21 protein-coding genes are annotated in these 24,192 nt (G+C 35.1%); 2 read left to right on the top strand and 19 right to left on the bottom strand.

Annotated elements, in window-relative coordinates:
• Positions 1-142: 142 nt before the first annotated feature.
• From VKY47_RS09530 to VKY47_RS09510, 5 genes are all read right to left on the bottom strand, one after another.
• Positions 143-1,600: an NAD(P)/FAD-dependent oxidoreductase gene (locus VKY47_RS09530; protein WP_324312324.1), complete on the bottom strand. Its 1,458-nt coding sequence runs from the start codon at positions 1,598-1,600 to the stop codon at positions 143-145.
• A 167-nt stretch (positions 1,601-1,767) separates the two neighbouring features.
• The gene (locus tag VKY47_RS09525) at positions 1,768-2,070 is read right to left on the bottom strand and encodes a hypothetical protein (protein ID WP_324312323.1); all 303 of its coding nucleotides are present in this window, start codon (positions 2,068-2,070) and stop codon (positions 1,768-1,770) included.
• 27 nt (positions 2,071-2,097) lie between these two features.
• Positions 2,098-3,174, bottom strand: a complete 1,077-nt coding sequence (cydB, locus tag VKY47_RS09520; protein ID WP_324312321.1) for a cytochrome d ubiquinol oxidase subunit II — start codon at positions 3,172-3,174, stop codon at positions 2,098-2,100.
• Positions 3,175-3,176: 2 nt separating this feature from the next.
• On the bottom strand, positions 3,177-4,511 hold the full coding sequence (locus VKY47_RS09515; protein WP_324312320.1) for a cytochrome ubiquinol oxidase subunit I: 1,335 nt from the start codon (positions 4,509-4,511) through the stop codon (positions 3,177-3,179).
• A 125-nt stretch (positions 4,512-4,636) separates the two neighbouring features.
• Complete coding sequence (locus tag VKY47_RS09510; RefSeq protein WP_324312319.1) at positions 4,637-5,224, bottom strand: methyltransferase domain-containing protein; 588 nt, start codon at positions 5,222-5,224, stop codon at positions 4,637-4,639.
• 160 nt (positions 5,225-5,384) lie between these two features.
• On the opposite strand from VKY47_RS09510, the gene VKY47_RS09505 reads away from it, so the two are divergent.
• Complete coding sequence (locus VKY47_RS09505; RefSeq protein ID WP_324312318.1) at positions 5,385-6,383, top strand: metal-dependent hydrolase; 999 nt, start codon at positions 5,385-5,387, stop codon at positions 6,381-6,383.
• A gap of 39 nt (positions 6,384-6,422) precedes the next feature.
• Here the strand turns inward: VKY47_RS09505 and VKY47_RS09500 are convergent, their stop codons facing one another.
• The 6 genes from VKY47_RS09500 to VKY47_RS09475 all read right to left on the bottom strand — a co-directional run bounded on the left by VKY47_RS09500 (position 6,423) and on the right by VKY47_RS09475 (position 11,918).
• Positions 6,423-7,238 (bottom strand): sensor histidine kinase, encoded by an 816-nt coding sequence (locus VKY47_RS09500; protein ID WP_324312317.1) that lies wholly within the window; start codon positions 7,236-7,238, stop codon positions 6,423-6,425.
• Positions 7,222-7,935, bottom strand: a complete 714-nt coding sequence (locus VKY47_RS09495) for a hypothetical protein (RefSeq protein WP_324312316.1) — start codon at positions 7,933-7,935, stop codon at positions 7,222-7,224. The genes VKY47_RS09500 and VKY47_RS09495 overlap by 17 nt, the downstream gene beginning before the upstream one ends.
• A 94-nt stretch (positions 7,936-8,029) precedes the next feature.
• Entirely contained in the window at positions 8,030-8,737 is a 708-nt protein-coding gene (locus tag VKY47_RS09490) for a hypothetical protein (RefSeq protein ID WP_324312315.1), read from the bottom strand.
• A gap of 213 nt (positions 8,738-8,950) precedes the next feature.
• Positions 8,951-9,667 (bottom strand): hypothetical protein, encoded by a 717-nt coding sequence (locus VKY47_RS09485; RefSeq protein WP_324312313.1) that lies wholly within the window; start codon positions 9,665-9,667, stop codon positions 8,951-8,953.
• A gap of 10 nt (positions 9,668-9,677) precedes the next feature.
• Complete coding sequence (locus VKY47_RS09480; protein ID WP_324312312.1) at positions 9,678-10,211, bottom strand: hypothetical protein; 534 nt, start codon at positions 10,209-10,211, stop codon at positions 9,678-9,680.
• Positions 10,212-10,379: 168 nt separating this feature from the next.
• A complete protein-coding gene (locus VKY47_RS09475; protein ID WP_324312310.1) occupies positions 10,380-11,918 on the bottom strand; it encodes a YifB family Mg chelatase-like AAA ATPase in 1,539 nt (512 codons plus the stop codon).
• 218 nt (positions 11,919-12,136) lie between these two features.
• Between VKY47_RS09475 and VKY47_RS09470 the strand changes: the two genes are divergently transcribed.
• Entirely contained in the window at positions 12,137-13,114 is a 978-nt protein-coding gene (locus VKY47_RS09470; protein ID WP_324312309.1) for an NAD(P)H-dependent flavin oxidoreductase, read from the top strand.
• A 632-nt stretch (positions 13,115-13,746) separates the two neighbouring features.
• On the opposite strand, the gene VKY47_RS09465 is transcribed toward VKY47_RS09470, so the two are convergent.
• The 8 genes from VKY47_RS09465 to VKY47_RS09430 all read right to left on the bottom strand — a co-directional run bounded on the left by VKY47_RS09465 (position 13,747) and on the right by VKY47_RS09430 (position 23,971).
• A complete protein-coding gene (locus VKY47_RS09465; RefSeq protein ID WP_324312307.1) occupies positions 13,747-14,721 on the bottom strand; it encodes a YheT family hydrolase in 975 nt (324 codons plus the stop codon).
• A gap of 103 nt (positions 14,722-14,824) precedes the next feature.
• Positions 14,825-16,447, bottom strand: a complete 1,623-nt coding sequence (ade, locus tag VKY47_RS09460) for an adenine deaminase (RefSeq protein WP_324312305.1) — start codon at positions 16,445-16,447, stop codon at positions 14,825-14,827.
• A gap of 128 nt (positions 16,448-16,575) precedes the next feature.
• Positions 16,576-17,286, bottom strand: coding sequence for a response regulator transcription factor (locus VKY47_RS09455; RefSeq protein ID WP_324312303.1), 711 nt, complete (start codon positions 17,284-17,286; stop codon positions 16,576-16,578).
• A gap of 5 nt (positions 17,287-17,291) precedes the next feature.
• Positions 17,292-18,869: a sensor histidine kinase gene (locus tag VKY47_RS09450; protein ID WP_324312302.1), complete on the bottom strand. Its 1,578-nt coding sequence runs from the start codon at positions 18,867-18,869 to the stop codon at positions 17,292-17,294.
• Positions 18,870-18,946: 77 nt separating this feature from the next.
• Positions 18,947-19,534, bottom strand: coding sequence for a dephospho-CoA kinase (gene coaE, locus VKY47_RS09445; protein ID WP_324312300.1), 588 nt, complete (start codon positions 19,532-19,534; stop codon positions 18,947-18,949).
• Positions 19,531-20,499 (bottom strand): CdaR family protein, encoded by a 969-nt coding sequence (locus tag VKY47_RS09440; protein WP_324312298.1) that lies wholly within the window; start codon positions 20,497-20,499, stop codon positions 19,531-19,533. Before VKY47_RS09440 ends, coaE begins: the two co-directional genes overlap by 4 nt.
• Entirely contained in the window at positions 20,493-21,506 is a 1,014-nt protein-coding gene (locus tag VKY47_RS09435) for a glycosyltransferase family 2 protein (RefSeq protein ID WP_324312297.1), read from the bottom strand. The genes VKY47_RS09440 and VKY47_RS09435 overlap by 7 nt, the downstream gene beginning before the upstream one ends.
• A 77-nt stretch (positions 21,507-21,583) precedes the next feature.
• Complete coding sequence (locus tag VKY47_RS09430) at positions 21,584-23,971, bottom strand: T9SS type A sorting domain-containing protein (protein ID WP_324312296.1); 2,388 nt, start codon at positions 23,969-23,971, stop codon at positions 21,584-21,586.
• Positions 23,972-24,192: the final 221 nt, after the last annotated feature.

Below are 24,192 nucleotides of genomic sequence, written 5' to 3'. Positions count from 1 at the left end.
AAGTATATGTATTTGAAGAATTGAATGATGGGATTCATCATTTTAAAGCGCTGATATTTTGAGATACGTTCTGTCATTTTATAAATTTTTAATTTGAATATTTTTCTACTCACTACCTACTACCAACTCTACCATCTGCCTACTACTCTGGAAGCAACCACCAAAATGGTTTCATTTTAGCTTTGTAAATAAATGCGTAATGCAATGTTAGTTTTAGCCAGTGTCCCGCTAAGCCTATTTCCCCAAAGGTTTTACCAAGTTGTCTGCCTTGGGTTCTTGGATATTTATTATAATCGGGAACAATTGGAAACGTAGTGATGCTTACGCCACTTCCAGAAGTAAGTCCGAAGCCAGCCGAAGCGATACACGCAGCGCCCATATTTCCCATCGACCCTTTATGGTTCAAGGACTCCTTGCCTGTTTTAATGCTATCTATAATATTATCTGCTACAATTTTAGCCGTAATTCCCGAGGGCATTCCTGTTCTTGGAGGTGCCGGTGTAATATCTGTTCCGTTTTTACTTGTTCTAGGTTTGGATATAGAATGAGGTGGAGCAAAAGCAATTCCTGGTGCAAAAATATTTTTATATGAAGGATTCTGATAGGTTTCCGGCCAATCTTGAACCGACCATTCTTCGTAAGGTTTTGGTGTATAATCTGCATCGACTATCATAAAGCCCTTAAAGAGTTTATCTGTAATATCCTGATCGTTTTTATCGAAAGCTTTAAAGCCGTGCCCTGAAAACGCTGGAATTAACATGGCAAAATCGTAAGTCTCAGTTTTATATTCGCCTTCTAAGTTTTCGTAGTGAGCGATGCCGTCTTCAATTTTATTTACTGCAGAACCAAGGATCCATTTAATGCCTCTATCTTCAAAAACCATTTCTATCATTTCATGGGATTTCATGGTCATGCTTCCATAACTTAAAAGCATGCCATCCATACCAAAATCGCCAAGTTTATACTCGTTGGAAATCCAAGTAATCTCCACCATATCACGTACTTTATGTTTACGTAATTCATGTTCTACATTTAAAATGTATTCGAAAGCGGCGCCTTGGCAAGTAGATTTTGCATGCCCAGTTCCAATAAGGATTTTGGCCTTTTTACCTTGCTTCATTTCTTGAATAAGTGCTTCTAGATTTTCCCAAGCATGTTCTGCATGTGTGTAAGTACAAACTGAGAATGCTTTATTTTGACCCGGAATTAATCCTTCAGTAGCCTCAAAATTAAGCTTCGGACCTGTTCCGTTTATCAAATAATCGTAAGTTACTTTTTCTTGCTGACCTTTTTTATCTCCAACAACGTACTCTACTAGAACGTAAGGTTTGTTTTCAGTTTGATCACCTTCCGGATGAAAGGTGATAGCTTTTGCCTGCTTGAAGTCAATATTTTTCTTTTTATATAAAGGTTCTAAAGGAAAGAGAATCTGTTTTGATTTCATTCTCCCAATTCCCACCCAAATATTAGAAGGAATCCATTGATAATTGCTATTTGGTGAAACCACCACAACTTCATGCTCTTTAGAGAGTTTTCTACGTAAATGAGATGCAGCAACGTGACCTGAGATACCAGCACCTAAAACAACAATTTTAGCCATTTCTTTATATTTTATTATCGTGAAGTTAGCTTAAAAATTAATCTTAGCACATGATATCCATCATACGGATTATTAGACAACTAAAACACTTTATGATATGGTAAAGGTGGCTTTTTAAAATAAACTGCACAGCAACTTATGTTACATAAGAATTAATTAGGCATAAATTACTTGGTATTATTTAATTTTTGGACGGCCCATTTAATAAAACAAAGTCCTAAAACTCCGCCGAGAAAAGACACTATAAGATTAACTGTAAATAATAGGTCATTTACCTGACCTGTTATCATGATGGTTCTTGGATCAAAACCAAGTCTTCCAAAGGATTTAATAAAAAATATACTTCCAAAAATTCCAGTAATGGTGTTTCCCGTAAAACCCAAACAAGATTTTTTATACAATAAAGCCATCAGGTTTGCTCCTAGGATTCCACTAAAAATGCTGATCATGGAAATTAAGGTATCTGTCATGTTTAGTCTGTAATTTGTTGTTATCCGTTAATGATCGCCATATCCCACATGGTCCATTTTTCCTTTAAAAACTTTATACTGGATAACCATATAAACGGCAACGAGCACAATAGCAATTACAAACCAATAGACACCAACGGACAACCCGTATGCGTCTGCTGCAACATTATAAATAGTTAAATCTGGATTAATAGCATTTGTTGATGGTAAAACTTTTGGGAAAATGGATGCGACAGTACTTGTTAATCCTCCAAATAAAAATAAAGATGAAAACAAAAATCCCAAACCATGTTTTACAAAGGTTTTTACTTTAAACAATCCAAAAAGCCCTATAAATGTGATGAGTGGAAAAATCCACATCCAAGGGTTTTTCATAAAATTATGGAAGGGTTTTGGTTCAATAACATGCCATACCAATAGAGAGATGATAACGAGCGCTAGAAGTACAAAATTAAGATTAAAAACCACTCTTTTTAATTTTGGATTTAAGTCTGAATTGGTTTTAAAAATAATCCAATTGGCTCCATGAATGGTTAATGCTACCACTCCAATAATCCCTAATAACAAGGTAAACCAATCGATAACGCCAAGTAATTCTGCTTGTGGACTGAAAGTTGGATTCCAAAGAGGCAAAAAGAAATAATGTGCTTCGTGAGTGGAAACCCCATTGACGACATTCCCTAAATTGACACCTCTAACCACGTTTCCTAAAGCCACTCCAAAAAATAAGGCTAAAAGCAAACTGGAAATCCCAAAGGCTTTATCCCAGATCGCTTCCCACATCCTATTTTTTATTTGTCCACGTAATTCCAAACCAATGGCCCGGAAAATAAGCAACCATAAAATCATGATTAGTGGTAAGTAAAACCCACTAAAAGAGGAGGCATACAAAGTTGGAAAAGCAAAAAACAAAACGCCTCCAACGGCAATTAACCAAACTTCATTGGCATCCCAAAATGGACCAATGGCATTTGTGACGGCTTTTTTGTCCTTTTCTGTTTTTGCAAAAAATAGATGAATAATTCCTGCTCCAAAATCATAACCATCTAAGATGACATAAATGGTTAGCATGGTCATTAAAACGAGATACCAAAATAATTCCATAGTTAGTTTATTTTTGAAGTTTCAGGTCCTTTCTTGATAATTTTTCCAGCAAGCATGACAAACAATAATCCCAACAACGCATAAAGCCCAATAAAGCCTAACAAAGTAAACAAGGTGTTTCCAGATGAAACGGTAGGCGAAATACCATCAGCCGTTCGTAATAAATCGTACACCAACCAGGGTTGTCTGCCAAGCTCTGCCGTGTACCAGCCAGCTGTGTTGGCTATATATGGAAATGGTAGCATAAACATAAGCGACCATAAAATCCATTTTGTTTTATAAAGTTTTTTACGGTAAAGCTGAATGCCTGCCATGAGCAAAAGCCCGATAAAAATGGTTCCCAAACCCACCATAATATGATAGGCATAATACAAGCCTGGAATATTTGTTGGATATACACTTTCATCAAATTCATTCAAGCCTTTTATCTCTGCATCCCAACGTTGGTAAGTTAAAAAACTAAGCACATTTGGAACGGCTATTTTGTTGTCTAGTTTTTTATTTTCCACATCGGGCTGACCGATTAAAATAATTTCGGCACCACCTTCTTCAGTTTCAAAAACCCCTTCCATAGCCGCAAATGTTACAGGCTGACGTTCTGCTACATTTTTAGCCATCCAATCTCCTGTTGGAAAAGCTAATAATATACTTGAAATCAAACCGAAAATAACGCCTGTTTTTACAAAGAGTTTTCCAAAACCGCTATGTGTATCATTCAACAGATAAAAAGCACCAACACCAGCAACCACAAAAGCGGATGTTACTACAGACCCCATTTGATTGTGTAAAAACGCGGGCATTAACCAAGGATTGGAAAATAAGGCTCCGAAGTTAGTGAGCACAAATCTTCCGTTTTCCAAGATCTCATAACCTACCGGATACTGCATCCATGAATGCGTGGCTATTATTAAATACCCACTGGCCCAGGAGCCCAAAAAGACTAAAAACCCGGTTAAGAAATGGAGTTTCTGTCCCATTAGTTTTTCACCAAACAAAAAGAGACCTAAGAAGGAAGATTCAAGAAAAAAGGAAAACATCCCTTCCATGGCAAGCGTTTGACCAATAATCCCTCCAGTTAATTCCGAAAACTTGGCCCAATTGGTACCAAATTGAAATTCCATGGGAATTCCCGTGACCACTCCCATAGCAAAATTTAAGGCGAATATTTTCATCCAGAATTTTGCCGCATCGTTATATGTATCAATTTTAGTTCTTAGAAATTTCCATTTAAAATAGACAATCATTAAAGACAATCCCATAGTTAGCTGTGGAAATAGGTAGTGGAATGTGATAGTAAATGCAAACTGCATTCTATCGTAGAATAACATGTCTTCCATCTTTTGGTTTTAGTATTTCAAAAGTATAAGTTACAATTAATTTTATTTGTATCAAGTATTACATAGCACTCAAAAACAAAACAGTTTAATTATTCTGCCAGACATCAAGTTTATTATCGAAGCGTTTAACTGTTTCCGTGTTGCACTTTAAAAAACAATTCCTTTCCTTGTCTGCTCTCAATGGAGTTATAACAACTTTCCATGATGTCAATTTTAAAATGAGGCTTAAAATAGCTCAGATATTCTTCTTTGGAACCTCCAAAAGGGGGATGGTCGTCATTCAATCTGGCATCAAAAAGTAGTCCAACAAGCTTTCCTTTTTCTCCAAGTAAATCGGTCATTTTTAACACATATTTTGCTCTTAGAGTCGGATGTATTGCACAAAAAAAGGTTTGTTCTAAAATTAAGTCAAAGGTTTGGTCTAAATCAAAAAAATTCCCGTGAATGAGTTGTTCTGAAGGAAAATTGGATATTCTATTTTGTAAGTTTTGCAGAGGGATTTCCGATAAGTCTATGACATAAACATTTTTAAACCCTTGTTCAAACAAATAGGCTGCTTCATACGAATTTCCACCTCCAGGAATCAATATGTTTACATCCGTATCGGTTAATTGATCTATATACGCTTTTAGAGGCGGAGAGACCTGCCCTAAATCCCAACCTGTCTCGTTTGTTTTGTATCTATTCTCCCAAAAGGTCTCGTTTAAAAGCATGGCTCATTTTTTTAAGTATTTCAATAGCAAAAGGTATTACAATTTCTTTTTATATCCAATGTCACATAAAAAAGTACTTTAAATTAAAGCATTTCGCTTTTATAGTTGCCTAGAAATAGTTTAGTTTGCAGCAAACCAAATAGGAGACTTTTACATTAAAATGGATTCATTAACTCAAATTATTTTAGGCGCTGCAGTTGGAGAAGCAGTTCTCGGTAAAAAAGTTGGCAACAAGGCCATGCTTTATGGCGCTATAGCCGGAACCATTCCCGATTTGGATATTTTGTCGTCTTATTTTACAGATACGGTTACAGCCATGGAAATCCATAGAGGCTTTACGCATTCCATCATATTTTCTGTGGTATTTGCACCCATTTTTGGTTGGCTGGTTTCTAGATATGAAACTTATAAAGACGTTAAGGGTTGGTCCTGGTTGTTTTTCTGGGGATTTATAACACACCCCATTTTAGATGCGCATACCACTTGGGGAACACATTTGTTTTGGCCCTTGGATTACCCAATTGCTTTTAAAACCATTTTCGTAATAGACCCGTTGTACACACTACCTTTTTTGGTGTTTTTACTATTGGCAGCTTTTCAAAAACGCGACGCGCCTAAAAGACGGTTTTACAATAATATGGGCTTAATAATTAGTAGCAGCTATCTTTTGTTAAGCTTTGGTTTAAAAGCAATGGCTTCTAGTCAATTTAAAAAGGAGTTAAAAGAACAGCAAATTGAATACACACTATTTGAAACAAAACCAGCGCCGTTTAACACCATATTATGGGCTGCAAATGTGGATACCAAAGACCATTACCTAATTGGATATTACTCCTTTTTCGATAAAAACCCCATTCGTTTTGACGCCTATCCAAAAAATCAGGAGCTTTTAGGCGATTTAATTCATAACGAAAACGTCCAACGCATGATTCATATTTCTAAAGGTTGGTATAGCATAACAAAAAAGGAGGATCAGCTGTTTTATAACGATTTACGCTTTGGCTTATTAAGCCTACAACCTCATGCCCAAAATTTCGCCTTTCAATATGAAATAAAAACTGATGCTTTAGGAGAAGTTACTTTTACAGAAACCGTTAAAGACAGAGACGACGCCAAACAGCTTTTAAAGGATTTGTGGGAACGCATGAAAGGAAATTAGCATTAGGACATGAATTCTATTTCAGCCTTAATTCCTTCCTTATAACGAATAGGTAATTGTTAATATCACTCCTTCATTGGGCTTAGAGAACAAATCAAAATTAGCGCCTATTAAATCTGCGCGACTTTTCATATTAATAAGTCCGGAGCCTTTTTTTGCGCCTTCCACATCAAAGCCTTTCCCATCGTCTGAGGCCACAATAAGCAATTGGGTATCGGAATAATCCAACACGACTTTTAGATTATGTGCTTCGGAATATTTTACCGAATTAGAAAAGAATTCTTGCATGATTCTAAATAGAATAATCTCGTGTTTTTTATTGGTTAAGGGCACTTTTGTTCCCTTTATTTGCAATTTGGCCGAAGCAAATTTCATACGTTTTAATCGATCCAATTCATTGGTAATGGATTTTTCAAAACCAATATTTAAAATCACATCGTTGTTTAAAGATTTTGACAGGGATCGCACTTCTTTTAAACTTTCTTTAATAGTACTTGTAGTTAAATCCAAAGTCCCTTTCATATCCTCGGGTATTTTTGCTGCTAACATGTTTAGCTGCATACTGGCATAGGCCAATAACTGCCCCACATTATCATGCAGTTCCCATCCAATATATTTTAGGGTTTGCTCCTGGATTTCGGTTTGTGTTCTTGCCAGCTCTTCGTCGAAAACTTGCTGCTGTATTATTTTATCTAATAAAAGTTTGTTTTTTCGCTTTTGAAAAACAATAAAGAAAATAACAACTAAGCTTGTTACTATTAACAGAACCCCAATCATATAAATTAGCAAATAACGTTCTGCAGAAGTGGAAACTATGGGTTGTATTTGTAAAAAGGTATTAATTAAGTAAGTCATTCTTCGGTTTTAAGACTATGAGGGTTATTGCAAAAGCTAAATACATAAATATATTGGCATAGACCATAATTATCCATTTTAATTCGGCTTGAACTGGGTCTGTATCTGCTTCCCCGCAAACAAAATGAACCAGAGGAATAGTTACTAACAACCAAATTATTAAAATAATACTAATATAGAAATGGACATCCTTATAAAATTCCAAAACTTTTGGGCTTTGTAACAATTCATATAAATAAAAGGCCGCTCCTATCATAATAAGAGACATGTTACCTATTCTAATAATTTTGAATGTACCTCCAAAAAATCGCTCCAAATTAACGACGATACTAGCTATCGAAATAATTAAAAATAAAATAACGGCATATTTTAGAATTTTCTTTAAAAACCTACTGTTGATTATTTTTTTAAAATACCAGGTAAGGAAAATGGCAGATCCTATATACCAGGTTAAAGTAACCCACCAAAAGTTGAATCTAAAAACGGTATTTTCTATTAAATGATAGAATCCTAATTGATATAAGATCGAGGAATAAGATCCAATGACTTGAGTAATAAATACATAAAACAAAAAGTAAATAATATATTTAACAGGTGTTTCTTTATACGTTTTAAATACGATAAGACCTGAGAATGCTGCTATAAACACAACAGCTAGATTAACAAAAGCATAATTATAAAGTAAAAAATCTTTCATCTCTTAAAATCTTTTATTTAAATAATTAATTTTCAATTTAACATATTATTTTGAAATACTTAGCAAGACATGGTTTAATTCCAATAAATATAAGTTATTTCTCTGGTTCTGGCTCACACCAAACAAGAGCGAAAGCAAAAGCGGAATACATGAGAATATTAGCTGTTAACATAACGGTCCATTTTATCGTTATAAAACCCCAATCTGCCTGATTAAAATAAGGTTCAAAAAAAGCTAAAGGCAAGGTAACAAGCCACCAAATTAATATAATACATGCAATATAAAAATAAATGGAACTAGAGGCGTTTAATAGTTTATCTGAAATTAGCAAATCGAAAAAATAGAAAATGGAACTTAGAATTATAAGTGAAACATTTAAAACACGTAAATGACTTATAACAGAATGAAACAAGCTTTTATGGTCCAAAATTACAGTTAATAACAAAACCAATATATAGAGATAGCTACCATACTTTATGATCCTTCTTAAAGAAACAGACACGTATTGCTTACTCAATAACCACGAATAAAATATAGTCGATGCAGACGTCCAAAAAAGAGTAAACCACCAATAATTACGCTCTATTAGCGTCCCCTCTATAAAATGAAACAAACCGAAATTTTTTAAATAAGTAGGATAGTTACCTATAGTTTCTACAAATACAATCCAGCCCAAAAACCAAATAAAATATGCTATACGGGTGTGTTTATATTTTTTATAGACGATGATACCTACAACTAGAGCTAAAATCTCAAAACTCTTTGTTAGTAGCGTATAATATTCAAATAAAAACTCTCTCACATAGTGTGTATTGTAGGTTATCTAATGACATCTATTTATCTCTAAGAACTATTTAAACTCATGTGCATATTAAAAATTGGTTACTGAAATTTAATGCGTTAATTTCTTTTGGGCATGGATAAAAAGCCTCAAATCATGTAGTATAAAGTTAAAAATGAGTCGCTTTTAGTCCCCCAAAAATAATTCGATTTTAAATAAAAATTTACATACAACTCATTCGCTTTCAGGTTTGCAAAAAATTAAAGCAAAAGCAAAACCTAAATACATAAAGATATTTGCTGATAAATATATTTGCCATCTTAAAAAAATAAAATTCCAATCTGCTTCTGATACATAGTTTTCAAAGAACACTACTGGACCAGTAATAAGCCACCAAATTAGAAGAATAGCACTAATATAAAAGTTTACAGATTTAAAAAATGTTAAACTTTCATTGCTCATAAGAGATTCAATGAAAAATAAAACAATATAAAAAATTATTACTAAGGTCCCCATTATTGTAATAAATGGAAATAATGCAACAAAAAATTCATTCCAATTAATGATGATACATAAAATGGAACTTATTAAAAAAAATGTTGAAACATATTTAACTAATAACTTATTATTTTTCTTATTTAAAATTTTATAATAAAAAAATGAATAAAACATAATGCTCCCAATGTCCCAAAATAATGTATAAACCCAAAGGTTTTGTTTAAAAACAGTTTTATCTATTATAACCTTTAAAGGATCTAAAAATTCAACTTTCAAAAACAAAGTAGGGTAATAAGCAAATAGTTCAAGAACCACAACATAGCCAAGAAAAAAAATAAAATACTTGGTAGAAGTATTTTTGTATTTTTTAAATAAAACAAATCCTATGATTGCAGAAAACAAAATAACACCTTTAGTAATAAAACTATAATAAGCAATTAAAAAATCGTTCATTCAATAATCTTTATTGAGGGTAGTTAGCTAGTGGTGGCATTCCAGGCTCACCTTTATTCAACCCACTTCCTCCAGGAATATCCCCTCCTGGCGCTGCCATATTAAAGAAAGCACTACTACCTCTAGAAAGGTTTTTATGGCCAGTTGGCACTATAAACATGGTCGTATAACCAACTTCTTTTTCTGTTGGATAGGCGCCTAAATACACACGTACCCCATCCATGGTGTAACCCAACTCCTTAGATTCGTTTTCTGCATATTTTAAATAATTTTGCATGTCTTCTAAAGACCACCATGCCGAGCGGTTGTCTGGTCTTTTTACTATAGATTCGCTAATTAAAGCATGCCTGTCGTTGAATGCGCCATCTAAGGCTTTGGCTTCATCTGGTGTTATAAGACCTTTGGGCGCTGCAATTTGAGCCATAAAACTTTTTGCCGAAGCATCTGGGGCTTGAATTTGTGATTCCCCGGAATTTGGAACCAGAAAATAGGTGGCAAAGCCACCAATAAGAATGCCTAAAATTAATAGACTAAATTTTTTCATAATTAATAGTAATTGGTTAATAGCCCTTAAATATATTAAAAAGATTGAAATTTCTTCCAAGTAATCGCTATTAAAGTAATCGAACCCAAAGTTTTATGTTTTCAGTATGTTTATAAATACCAACCTTCTTGGTTGATAACTGTCTTAAAACAAAGCTTCTATATAATTTTACCCCAACCAACCGTCTCTATCCAAGCTTCTATATTGAATAGCTTCGCTAATATGAGCTCCTTGTATGTTATCGCTTCCTTCCAAATCGGCAATGGTTCTGGATACTTTTAAAATCCGATCGTAAGCTCTAGCAGATAAGTTTAACCGCTCCATAGCTATTTTTAATAACTGCATAGAGGCCTCGTCCAACAAACAGTGTTTTCTTATTTGCTTGGTGTTCATTTGTGCGTTGTAATGTACGGTGTCCGATGCTTCAAAACGTTTGGTTTGAAGGACTCTTGCTGCTGTTACTCGCTTTCTAATATCTATGGAAGATTCTCCTTTTCTGGTATCCGACAGTTTTTCGAAGGGCACAGGCGTAACTTCTATATGTATATCTATCCGATCTAATAAAGGCCCTGAAATCTTGCTTAAATAACGTTGCATTTCGGCCGGAGACGAGGTTACTGGGGAATCTGGATCGTTAAAATAGCCACTCGGACTCGGATTCATACTGGCAACCAACATAAAAGACGAAGGATAGGTCACCGTAAACTTGGCTCTGGAAATGGTGACTTCCCGATCTTCTAAAGGCTGACGCATCACTTCCAAAACGTCTCGTTTAAACTCTGGTAATTCGTCCAAAAACAAAACGCCGTTATGCGATAAGGAAATCTCGCCTGGTTGCGGATAGCTTCCGCCGCCAACTAACGCCACATTCGAAATAGTGTGATGTGGACTTCTAAAAGGACGCTGTGCCATAAGTCCTGTGTTTTCTTTCACTCTGCCAACCACCGAATGTATTTTGGTGGTCTCCAAAGCTTCGTGCAAAGTCATAGGTGGCAAAATACTTGGCAAACGCTTGGCCAACATGGTTTTACCTGCGCCTGGCGGACCTATTAAAATAATGTTGTGTCCGCCTGCTGCCGCAATTTCCATACAGCGTTTTATGGATTCTTGGCCTTTAACATCGGAAAAATCAAATTCTGGAAAATTGAGGTTTTTATTAAATTCTTCCTCAACGTCAATGATGGTTTGCTCTAGGCTTTCGCCTTTATCGAAATAATTAATCACTTGGGCTATATTTTCAACACCATATACATTTAAACCTGAAACAATTCCAGCTTCTTTGGCATTTTGCAAAGGCAATATAAACCCCTTAAACCCTTCTTCCTTAGCTTTTATGGCTATGGGCAAAGCACCTTTTATAGGCTGTAAAGAACCATCGAGGGACAGTTCGCCCATAATTAAATAATCCTCTAAATCTTCGGCTTGAATTTGATTGGTGGCTGCCAGAATCCCAATAGCCAAGGTAAGATCGTAGGAAGAGCCTTCTTTGCGCAAATCGGCTGGCGACATATTAATAATAATCTTCTTGCCCGGAATTTTAAAACCATTGTTTTGCAAAGCAGCAGCTATCCGGTAATTACTTTCCTTAATGGCATTATCCGGCAAGCCCACAAGATGATATCCAATACCTATGTCCACATTTACCTCAACAACAATAGTTGTTGCTTCCACCCCAAAAACGGCACTTCCAAAGACTTTTTTAAGCATAATCAATTGGTTTCCATAAATGTAAGAAAAAACTTTTAGTAAAATATACCTAAACCCTTGAAAAGCGGTATAAAGAATTCTAAAACAAATTATTTAAACAATACTTTAGATTGGTATATTTGTAAATGAAGCTATTTAGCATCCAAGATTTAATTATAAAATGCCAATGATGTTTCTTCTAAACACATACAAATTCCTATTTAAAAATTGAATACATTATGAACAACCCTTCCTTTATAAAAAATTTAACCCTGCCAGTTGTTGCCGCACCCATGTTTTTAATTTCTGGTCCACAATTGGTCATTGAATGTTGTAAAAACGGCATTGTTGGAACCTTTCCGGCGCTAAACCAAAGAACAAGCGAAGGTTTTGAAGCATGGCTGATTGAAATAAAAACGGCACTTTCAGAATTTGAAAAAGAAACAGGAAAAAAGGCGGCGCCATTTGGGGTCAATCTCATTGTTCACAATACAAATCCACGTTTAGAAGCCGATTTAAAATTATGCGTAAAACATCAGGTTCCTTTAATTATCACATCTTTAGGTGCTGTTCCAGAATTGGTTAAAGCGGTTCATTCGTATGGTGGCTTGGTATTTCACGACATTATAAAAAAACGCCATGCCGAAAAAGCGGCTGAGGCTGGAGTCGATGGATTAATTCTGGTATCTGCTGGAGCGGGTGGTCATGCAGGTACCATAAACCCAATGCCATTGGTAGCTGAAATTAAAAGCTTTTTCAAGAAAACCATCTTACTTGCTGGCTGTATAAGTACAGGACGCGATGTGGCTTCTGCATTGCAAATGGGCGCCGATTTAGCCTATATGGGAACCCGTTTTATCAACACAGAAGAAAGCAAAGCACCAAAAGCATACAGAGACATGATTATGGAAGCTGGAACAGACGATATTATTTATACAGCAGCTATTTCTGGGGTTGCAGCCAATTTTTTAGGGCCAAGTCTAAAAGCCATGGGAATTACCGAAGACATGTTGAAAAGAGAAAAGAAAGTGGATTTTGGTGAAGAACTAACCGTCCACAAAGACGATGCAAAAGCCTGGTCCACCATTTGGTCGGCTGGACAAGGAGTGACGAACATTCATAATGTGCCTAAAGTTTCGGAATTGGTTTCTGAACTTAAAAAAGACTTTAAAACAGCCATCGAAAAACAACTTAAATATTTGGAGGTTTATAAGTAAGATCTTAATTCCACTTCTTTGGTTTATCCCGGATGGTTTTTTGGTTATTACAGACAGGTTTGCGAGAATTAAATCTTACGTACCCAAAACCATCAAAATTCATACAAATACCTTTTTTGGTTATTACACAGAGATTCGCAGAGTTTTCACAAAGTCTCAAAGAGAGGCAAGTCACAATTAACCTAAAACACTGATTTTCAATAATAAATTCAATAAACATGAAGAGTTTTAATTAAAACATTCCTATATTAGTTATAAATTCATTACGCCCTCGCCTGCTGATAGGAAGGTTTGCGGCCTTGCGAGAATTAAATCTTACATGACCCAAAACCAACAAAAACCACCATTTAAAATCAAAAAAACTGCAGGTTATCCCCTATTTTCACTTCCTTTAAACCCATATACACAGGGGCTTCCTTGGGGGTTCACCCGTAGCTACTTCGGGTTAAAGTCGGGTTAAAGGCATATAAACCGTGGGTCAAAGGCGTGTCAACCTCATGATTAAGCCATATCAAACTTGGGGTAACAAAATGTCATTTAAATAAAATCTAAACGGGTATGATGGCCTCACAAAACCTTACTAGAAAAAGAGACAAAGGTTACATACATTCTCCGTGAATCTCTGTGCAACTCTATGAATCTTCGTGTAACAGCTCATCCACAAACTTCAAGGCCCGTTTTTCATTATAATAAAAACCACCTCGTTGATAAAAGCCCACATGACCTCCATGTTTAGGCATTTCCAAAAAGAGATTAGGATTGTTTTTGGCTGCTTTTATTGGATAACATTCTGAAGATAAAAACGAATCGTTTAAGGCATTAATCAGCAAGGTTGGTATCTGGATGTTTGGAAGAAACTGCAAACTACTACTCTGCTCATAATAGTCGGAGGCATCCAAAAACCCATGAGCTTTGGACGTGTACAGATTATCAAAGTCGTAAAGCGTTTTAATAGCGCTAATGTCCGAGTCTTTTAATTCGTCATGATGCTGTTGTGCTTTCAAAAGCAGTTTTACCTTTAAATGCTGTTTAAACTTATCATGGAAAGCCCTGTTCTTAAGCGTATGCAATTCCTTAGCAGACCCCGCCAAATAACAAGGTACCGAAACTGCAATTCCTGCTTTAATCTGCTCTGGAATATGCGTGGTTTCACCTAAATATTTTAAAGCAACATTCCCTCCCAAACTAAAACCCTTAATATAAATTTCAGAATACGCGGTTGTCTGTAAAACATGCTGAATCACCTGCTTTAAATCTTCCGTTTCACCAGAATGATACGAACGATATGCCAAGTTATCTTCCCCACTACACCCACGAAAATTCACGGAAACAGCATCCACCTGATGCTGATTAAATAATTTTGCAGTTCCTGTCATATAATGGCGTTGGGCATTCCCTTCCAAACCATGTAAAATAATGATAAGTTTTTCTGTTTTTCCTTCAGAATAACTCCAATCCAAATCCAGAAAATCCCCATCAAACAACGTGATGCGTTCTCTTTTCTGGTTAAGACCATGTACTTTACGTATTAAACCGGAGTAAACAGTGGCAACAAATCCATTTCTGAAAAAATAGGGTGCTTTGTATGTGGATTCTATGATGGGCATTTTTATATATTAGAAATTTGGTTAGTACATGCGTTATGATGCCGAGATACAAACTTAAAAAGTAACAACTTTGCGTCTTAGCGACGCTGCGAGAAAAGAAAAGCTAATTCACATCCAATGACGTAAACTCAAACACATGCCCATCAAACAACCCCTTATCACTCAACTTCAACGATGGAATGACCAATAAAGCCATAAAACTCAAAGTCATATAAGGTGCATGAAGCGTGCTTCCTAATTGTTTCGCCATCTTATCCAATTGGGCATATTGCGCGCCAATGGTTTTAGCATCCTGATCGCTCATAATACCTGCCACAGGTAGCGCTACAACTTTTTCTTCAGAATCAGAAACAGCACAAATACCTCCTTTGTTTTCAATAATTAGATTAACAGCTTTACAAATAGCCTCATCACTCACACCTACCGCAATAATGTTGTGGGAATCGTGACCAACCGAACTGGCAATCGCGCCTTCCTTTAATCCGAAATTCTTTATAAAGGCGATGGCTGGTTTCTGATTCTGGTATCTGTTTACAACCGTCATTTTTAAAATGTCTTTATCCACATTTGAAACCAGATTTCCATCTTGTAACAAACTGTCTTCAATGAGTTCGTTAGTTACTAATTGCCCTTCCAAGGCTTCAATTACTCGGATTTCTTTGGCTGAAGATTCAAATCTAAAATCGGATAGGTTTTTTTTATCTGTGTGAAAATTGTTTAGAATTTTAAACGGAATAGACTTAATGAATGAAACTCCTTTATCAAAAACCAGTTCCCCATGAATATAGGTTTGAAGGGTTTTAAACTCCTTTAAGTCTTCTACAACAATGCAATCGGCAAAATCTCCTACTTTCAATAAGCCAACATCCAAATTATAATGTGTTACAGGATTGATGCAAGCCGCTTGTAACACCTTAAAAACGTCCATGCCTTTTGCTATTGCTCTAGCACACAAATTATTGATATGATGCAGTAATAAATCGTCTGGATGTTTATCGTCACTACAAAACATGATGTTTTCAAAATGCTCAGGAAGCAAATCGATAAGTGCTTCAAAGTTTTTGGCAGCAGATCCTTCACGAATTAAGACTTTCATACCTTTTTGAAGCTTTTCCAGACCTTCTTCAAAAGTAAAACACTCATGATCGGTACTAATTCCAGCTTGAATGTATTTACTAAGATCATTACCTCGTAACCCTGGCGCATGTCCATCTACGGGTTTGTTATAATGTTTTGCCCAAGCTATTTTTTTCAAAACCTCAGCATCATCAAATAAAACACCAGGATAATTCATCATTTCGGCTAAATACTTGATGTCCGGATTCGCCATTAAAGATTTAATACCTTCCGAATCAATTACAGCTCCCGCCGATTCAAAACTAGTTGCAGGCACGCAAGAAGGCGCTCCAAAATTAAATTTAAAAGGGGTTTTCTTTCCGTTGGAAATCATAAATTCCACCCCTTCAACACCAAGGACATTGGCAATTTCGTGCGGATCGGAGACGGTTGCAACGGTTCCATGTGTTACAGCAATTCTGGCAAATTCACTTGGAACCAACATGGAACTTTCTATATGGATATGTGCATCTACAAACCCTGGAAGAATATATTGGTTATTGTTGTGTTGTTTTTCTTCGATGCTAAAAATCTTCCCATCTTTAATAGTGACTTCACCTTTAAAAATACGTTTGTTTAAAACATCCACTATTTGGCCTTGAAGAATCATTCCTGTTTTGGTTTTTAATATTTTCTAAATATAGAAAAGAAGCTGTTTAATAAAAAGTCTGCTTTAAGTTTAGCAAAAAAAAGACCGTCCTTTCAGACAGTCTTTTATACTATAAATCTATTTAATAACTAGGCGTTTTGGTTAACAACCAATCTAAAGCCTTCGCCATGGATGTTTAAAATTTCAACGTTTTCGTCTAATTTCAAATACTTTCTCAATTTCGCAATATACACATCCATACTTCTTGAGGTGAAGTAGTTATCGTCTCTCCAAATTTTGGTTAAGGCCAATTCTCTTGGCATTAAGTCGTTTTCGTGCAGGGCTAACATACGTAGCAATTCGTTTTCTTTAGGAGATAATTTAACCTGTTCTCCACCATCGAATATTAAAAAACGCAGTTTAGAATTCAGGTCGAACTTTCCTATTTTAAATTCAAATTGTTTGCTGTCTGCCACGGTTTCTGTTGCTTTTCGTTGCATAATAGCTTTAATTTTCATTAATAAAACTTCACTATCAAACGGTTTGTTTAAATAATCGTCTGCCCCAACCTTGTAGCCTTTTAAAACGTCTTCCTTCATGGCTTTAGCCGTAAGGAACACAATTGGCACATCGGTATTTTTCTCTCTGATCTCTTTAGCCAATGTAAATCCATCTTTATATGGCATCATAACATCTAAAATACACAGATCGAAATCGTCCTTCTTGAACTTTTCAAAGCCTTCCATTCCGTTTTTGGCATGGGTTACTTCATAATCGTTCATGGTTAAATAATCTTTAAGGATGGTTCCAAAATTTGGATCATCTTCTACTAATAATATTTTTTTTTGTTGTTCATTCATAGCTTTTACGATATTAATGGAAGTTTAATAATAAACAAACTTCCTTTGTCCTTTTCACTTTCAACTGATATATGACCTTGATGGTCTTCTACAATTCGTTTAACGTAGGCTAAACCTAATCCATGACCTTTAACGTCATGCCTATCCCCCGTGTGCTCTCTATAAAATTTCTCAAAAACACGTTTCTGTGCAGCTTTACTCATGCCACTGCCCTGATCTTTTATTTTTAAAATGATGTTAGTTCCTACGTTTTCGGTAGAAACATGTATTATTGGCGCTCTAGACTCAGGCGTGTATTTTATGGCATTGTCCAGGACATTTACTATAACATTGGTAAAATGTGTTTCGTTTGCCAACACCATAGAGTTTGTTGCGGCTAAATTGACATCAATTGTACCCTTGGCATCCTCAACAATCAATTCCACATGAGATAAAGCGTCTTCTATTAAGTCGTGTAGCATCACACGTTCCTTACTAATATTTAATTCGTTTCTTTCAAGTTTAGATATTCTTAATACATTTTCCACTTGCGCATGCATACGTTTGTTTTCTTCTTTTATCATTCCGAGATAGCGAAGCACCTTTTCTTTATCATCAATAACCTTCGGGTTTCTAATAGCATCTAAAGCCAAATTTATAGTAGCAATAGGGGTTTTAAACTCGTGGGTCATATTATTTATAAAATCTGTTTTTATTTCAGATATTTTACGTTGTTTAAACAACTGCATCAAGGCACTTGAATAAGCAATAATGATGATGGAAGTAAAAATAATTGAAAGCAATGTCATTCTTATAATCGAAGACTGAACAAAGGTATTCCGTTTTGGAAAATTAACTAAGAGCCTATAATTACTTACATCATTTTTATTCTGAAAAATAGGAATACTAAAAGTGGATTCCGTTAACAATTCAAAATCATCCGATTGTATTTTAGTAGCCAAATCGTTACTGTAAATAGCGAACTGAAAATCGATATTGATATTATCTTCAGCCAACTTCGATTTAAAAAGATTGTTTATATCTTCTTTAGTAACGCGCTTATGGATTGGTACGCGATAAGATAAATCCTCGTATGCCGTGTCGTAAAATATTTCGACTCCTTTTGAGAGCTTTCCAAATTCGAACATCATAGCGTCTAAATTTAAATTGGCATTAGACTCTAAGGCATTGCTCTTTAAGATTTTTGTTTCTCTATCGCTGAGTACTTTTTTTATATTAATACTGTCTAAACCTATGTCAAAGATCGAAGAAGACAATTTATAATTCTCTTCTAAAATACTGTTTCTGTAAATTAACTTTTCGTTAGAGCCTCTTCCCTCTTCTTTTAGATACAGCTGTCTAAACGCCATAGTATCTGGCTTAACACCTTGGTCTAAAAGATCTTGAAATTTTAATACATATTCCTTAAACTCTGTATCCTCTATTTTCTTGGAAGTATAACTCAGTGCTTTTTTTACATTAAAAGTAAACTGATCTTCCTCGTTTTTAAGAGAATTGTTTATATAATATGCTTGAACGAAAATAATACCTACTAACGACAAACTCATTAATAGTATTAGTATGACGAATAACTTTTTGCTCATCGTTCAAAATTAACATTTTAACATTTACTTTAGTTAGCATTTAACCTTACATTAACAAAAATGTTAAAATTTAGACCTTATGCTATGAAGTTAACGATTTTATCGTGAGTAAGTTGCACTTGAAGTTGTGTTTCTTTTAAGTCTTTATTGACAATAACAAAATCCGATTTTTCGATTTTGGCTTCATCATTCCATTGATTGTTCATGATGGCTTGTATTTTTTCTTCGGTAGTATCGTCTCTTTTTAACAAACGCTCCATTCTTAACGGCAAAGGTGCCGTAACTGTAATAATATAATCGCAATTAACATAAGCGCCGTTTTCAAATAGAATAGCAGATTCCTTTAAAACATAAGGTGCTTGTTGCTTAGCGACCCAAGCTTTAAAATGTGCAGCCACTTCTGGGTGAACAATCGCATTCATTTTTTCCAGGTTTTCTGCATTATTAAATATTTTATCAGCCAGATAAGGTCTGTTTAAAGTCTTGTCTTTATAGGCGTTTTCTCCAAATAAAGCTATCAGTTGTTTCTTTATAATTTTGGAGGTATTCATAAGTAATTTAGCCTCGTCGTCTGCAATATACACGGGAATCCCCAAAGCATTAAATTGCTTGGCTACTGTTGTTTTTCCACTACCTATACCTCCTGTTAAGCCTACTATTTTCATTCTATGATAATAAATTCTATATGTTCGTGAGATAATTTAATATGTTTTATTTTCTCTGGTTTTTTAGCAATCTCTGGAATTAAAAAATCAGATCCATCCTCTAGTTTATTGTAATCGCAAACAATTTCAAAATCGCTTGCTTGAACCTTATTGTAATTAGACAAACTCGTGTAATAAGTTACATAAACTTTTTTAGGAAAATACTTAATTGTTAGATTTTCTGGAACATTTATAACAGAAACAGGAACTCTTAAATGCCCTTCGGTAAATTTATCCACATGTCCATGAATAGCCACCTTGGTATATGAAAAGTTCAGGTTTCCATTTTCATTTTTAGGCAATTTTAAATTCACTACTTTATTAATATCTGTTTTAATATCTTTTATTTGAATGGAATCTGTTTCAATAAAAGCAATTTCGGAAACCAAAATCTCAGGACCGATAATTTTTATCGAATCTGGAACTATTTTTATGGAGTCCAGTAAATCGAAGCCTTTATTAAAATGAAAATTTGCCAGTAGCTTAATGGGAACTTTTTTTACCGCATTTACATCGTATCTAAATTTTATGGTATCTGGGGTAATGCTGACAATTTCTTCATTTTTGGAGAACTGAAGGTTTAAATCTGAAAAACCTTGATGCTTGTTCCAAACATAGAACTCTTTTTTCCTAATAATATGTTGACTGAAATCTATATTTACCCGTGGTTTATTGAAATAGTATTTTAAAAGATTAAAGCCTTGGGAACGGATGGTAATATGAAGTTTTTGGGACGTATTATTCAATACCAAATGTTTTTCGGGCACATGTATTTTATTAATTTCAAAAGTGATGGTATTGGTATAGGTATTTGATAATTTTAGAACTAAAAGCACAACAAAAGACAGCAAAACAAACAAGAGAAATACATTGATTTTCTTATTTTTTACTGAAGCCAATATTTTGGTTTTGATATGTTTTAACATGGTGTTTTAAAGAATAAATCCGGAAATGTTTTTTCAGGGTTCCTTTTTAGAATATTTATTAAAATCGTCGCTTTTAAAAATCCTAAACCATAGCCAAGAAATTGTATGGCAATGGCAAAAAGAGACAATACAGCTATTTTTAGACGTTTGGTATTAAATAGGGCTAAAATAAAAGCCATTAAAAAATACACTCCAAACAAAAGCAATGGCACTTTTATACTAGTAAAAACCCATAAGATAATAGCTAGAACAAACCCTAAAACAAATCCTGTTGGAAACCAATAGGTTATTTTCCTCGTCTCAGGATGCCAACGGTTTAAAATAGGCCTTACCAAGCCAAATTTCTTAACTTGTTTATAAAATTTAGACCAAGAAATACGACGTTTGTGATACACATAAGCCTCTGGAATTAATTTGGTTTTATACCCTAGATTCCATAATCTAATAGACAAATCTGGATCTTCGCCTGGGTGGATTTCCCCAAATCCTTTCGATTTTAAAAAAGCCTCTTTAGAAAGTCCCATATTGAAACTTCTAGGCTGAAAAGTATTCACACTATTTTTATGTCCTCTAATCCCTCCTGTGGCTATAAAAGAAGTCATCGAAAAATTTATGGCTTTTTGAATATCTGAAAAAGACTCATGTGAAGAATCCGGTCCGCCAAAACAATGAACAAAACTTTCATTTAAGCTTTTTTCAACTTCATTTAAATACTGTGGTGGTAAAATACAATCGCTATCTAAGATAATAAAATAATTACCTGTTGCTTGACGCATTCCAAAATTTCTCGAGTCGCCAGGTCCTGAATTGCTTTTTTTAAAATAAACGATATTCAGCGTTTTCTGGTAGGCTGCAACGATGTCTTCAGACGTTATTGTGGATCCATCTTCAATAATTACAATTTCAAAATTTAAAGTCGTATTTAGTTTTGTAAAACTATCTAATAACTCGTGTATTTCGTCTGGACGATTAAATACGGGGATAATAAATGAAAACTGTATCTGCATCCAACAAATGTAGCTAAACCAATAAATAAAAGCCACTCGTTTGAGTGGCTTTTTAAAATAATTTAAAGATGATACTTTTATTTTTTTATCACCTTAATGGTTTTTTCCGCCTTGTTACTTAGCACTTTTACAAAGTAAGCGCCTGCATTTAAATGAGACATATCCAACTCACTACTTACGGCATTAGGACTTAAACTTAAAACTTTTTGTCCTAACATATTATAAACAGTTACTTGTTCGATAGTTTTTACACCACTTAAAGTTAAGGTACTTGTAACTGGGTTTGGATAATAGGTAAATGTGCTGTTTAAATCGAAAGAGCCCACACTTAAATCACCACCACAATAAACCGACCTTACTCTACTAACAGATTGGCTTGTACATTGGTCGTCTGCATGAATATAAAAATTAACTACACCCGTTGTAGGAGCCGTCCAAGTAACAGGTGTTATTCCATATGCAGCAGCTGTTGAACCGCCATCTGCACTTATAGTAATAAGATCTGTTGGTACAGAGCTATTGAACTGATAAGTTACTCCTGCTGTAACTGCCACTACAGAAAACTCACTAGCCCAAGCTATAGTTGTTATTACATTCTCTGTAGTACCATTGCAAGTTGTTGGCGTATAAGTGCCAGAAGGATATTGTCCATATTCTGCAGACAAGCAATACCCTGGAGCAGATTCTGTAGTAAAGGTCCAAACTGGACACCCTGAAGCTTCCACGGTACCATTAACTGGCTTTACTATCCAATACAATTGTATATTAAAACCATTAAGTGTGATAGCGGCAGACGTTCCTGGATAGTTACCTATTAAACCATAATCATCTCCAGAAGGGGTTTCACCAGCATATAAATTATAAGAGGTTGGCGCTGGTCCTGATGTTGGAGCTTCCCATGTAAAGGTAATGTTTCCTACAGGTATATCTACAGCTCCATCGGCTGGAAATGGTGTTGTAGCACAATCTGGAGGACATGTGGCTTGAGTCATGGCCGAACTGATTATCGTACAGTTCACATCATTGTCATCATTAATAGTAATTACAACATTTGTTCCAAGTGTGTAAGGACCAAATTGTAAAGTTCCAACGGCTGTTAACGCTTGAGAAGCATTTCCTTGATCGTCCATCACTGTAATACCTGTAGCACTTCCCATATCTGTAACATCGACATCTATTAGGAAACCACCACTTACATCGCAATCATTCACGACTTCGTAAGCGACTGTTACGGCTGTACACGTATTTTCTCTGATATTTAAAGTATATGGTGTTGATTGTGGAGCAGCCCATGTAGATATGACAACGTAGTAGGTTGTTCCTCCTGAGAGCGTAATGTTTGGCAAGCTTCTAGTTGTTCCAGAAGTAGCTGTATGATATGCAACCACTGAAGTAAACGGACATCCTTCAAAAAGCCAAAACCCAATCCAATCATCCAATGTATTTGTTAAATCGAAATTGAATGAGCCATTGTTATCCGGTGTAAATGCATACACAACATCATCGCCTGTAATATAATATGGGCTTCCTGTTCCCATGGTGTATTGTGCACCAGCCAAACTTGGTACGTCAGCATTTTCATAATCATTCCCATAATTTGATGTATTGTCTGTTGTGAGATATGGAAGAGCACCAACAATAAGTGGGTTTCCGCACACAGCTCCCGGAAGCGTACATCCTGTTTGGAAACTTCCTAAAACGAAATCGCAATCAGAATCGGAATGCACAATGGATAAGGTTACATTATCACCTCCTGTATAAGGACCAGCAGTTACTGTTCCTGCAACTATAGGAAAAGAACCTCCTATACCATCTGTAATGAAGGTACCGTCACCTACAGTAGAAACTACAACTTCTACTGAAAACTCGAGTACATTACAATCATCAACTACGGTCGAGCTATCAACCACCGCTGTAGTACATGTTGGAGCTTCATTAATTAAAACATCGTCTATATCCAAGGCAGCTCCATCGATTCCCGTATAATTAAATACAATTTGCATGTTATTGGTTCCTGCATAAGCAGTCAAATCGATAATTACTTCGTTCCATTCCCAATTAACAAAGACACCTAATTCGGTTTCACTCCATAATGGGGTTGTGGTTGTGCCATCTGTAATACCTACATTAAAGTCGTAATTATTTTCTGGATCTACACCCCAATAATAACTCATGTTAAACCAAAATATCAACCGTGGATTTGTAGCACTTGTTAAATCTAAAACCGGGGTTATCAAGTCCTCATTTTGAGGTACCAAATCCGGATCATAAGTTACTTGTGCACTATATAGACCGCTATGTGGGTTGAAATTATTTGTTCCCCAAGAAAAAGCAGGGTTAGTGTCATTTAGGGTCCAACCAGCTGGAGGGACACCTGATTCAAATCCTTCTGATAAATATTGCCCATAACTAACAGAGCAAAAACATAAGGAGAGTACGAAAAATAAAAAAGTAATTTTCTTCATGTCGATTAAATTTGATTAATAAATTAATTTTTGCTATTAAATATAAGAAAATTTAGATATAGTTTTCACTTTTAGTTGAACTGTTTATCAAATAATTATATTTATTAAAAAAAAAAGCCACTCTTTCGAGTGGCTTTTAAATTTATATTAAATAATCTAGTTTATTTCTTGATTACTTTAATAGTTTTAGTCGCATTTTCAATAGTTACTTTTACAAAATA

The organism is Xanthomarina sp., assembly GCF_035306705.1.
Lineage (GTDB): Bacteria > Bacteroidota > Bacteroidia > Flavobacteriales > Flavobacteriaceae > Xanthomarina.
This window is presented reverse-complemented; position numbering and strand designations above follow the sequence as displayed.